The 937-nt window shown below is 55.6% G+C and carries 2 rRNA genes; both read left to right on the top strand.

From position 1 onward, the window contains the following. Nucleotides 1–218: ribosomal RNA gene (locus MAY35_RS23175) — 16S ribosomal RNA — on the top strand; the annotation flags it as partial. Nucleotides 219–680: 462 nt separating this feature from the next. Further along, nucleotides 681–937 (top strand): 23S ribosomal RNA (locus tag MAY35_RS23170); the annotation flags it as partial.

The following is a 937-nucleotide window of genomic DNA, read 5'->3' as shown; positions in this document are numbered from 1 at the left end:
ATGAAGTCGGAGTCGCTAGTAATCGCAGATCAGCAACGCTGCGGTGAATACGTTCCCGGGCCTTGTACACACCGCCCGTCACGTCATGAAAGTCGGTAACACCCGAAGCCGGTGGCCTAACCCCTTGTGGGAGGGAGCTGTCGAAGGTGGGATCGGCGATTGGGACGAAGTCGTAACAAGGTAGCCGTACCGGAAGGTGCGGCTGGATCACCTCCTTTCTAAGGAGCACACAACGACACATGTTTCGTGGGCGTCTGTTCTGCGGCGTGTGTGTGTTCGAGGGTGAAACATCAGACACATCTGCCGGCTACACCCTGATGGTGTGGTCTGGTGGTTGCTGCTGGGTCGTGAGGCCGGCGGGTTCTTGTCACACTATCGGGGTTCTGAGAGAACACACGTGCTGGTCTTCGGGCTGGTGTGGGTTGTCTCTGACCTAGCTCGGATAGCGGTTCGCGGTCGGTGAGGGTTCCTGTGGTGGGGGCCGGAGGCGTGGACGTGTTCGGGTGTGTGTTGTTTGAGAAGTGCATAGTGGATGCGAGCATCTTTATTTCAAACCAATGCTCCAACTTTGTTGGGGTGCTTGGTCTGTGATTTAGCAGAAATGTTTTGTGTGTCTACATTCGATCCCTGTTTGCTGGCCCTTGTGGGGTTGGTGGGGTGGGGGTTGTTTGTAGGTGTTGTTGTAAGTGTGTAAGGGCGTTCGGTGGATGCCTTGGTACCAGGAGCCGATGAAGGACGTGGTAGGCCGCGATAGTCCTCGGGGAGTTGTCAAACGAGCTGTGATCCGAGGGTGTCCGAATGGGGAAACCCAGCACGAGTGATGTCGTGTTACCACCAGCTGAATGTATAGGCTGTGTGGGGGGAACGTGGGGAAGTGAAACATCTCAGTACCCATAGGAAGAGAAAACAATTGTGATTCCGTGAGTAGTGGCGAGCG

It is taken from the genome of Gordonia sp. 'Campus', from assembly GCF_022206305.1.
Taxonomy (GTDB): Bacteria; Actinomycetota; Actinomycetes; order Mycobacteriales; family Mycobacteriaceae; genus Gordonia.
The sequence above is the reverse complement of the archived record's forward strand: the minus strand, read 5'-3'. Positions and strand labels throughout refer to the sequence as shown.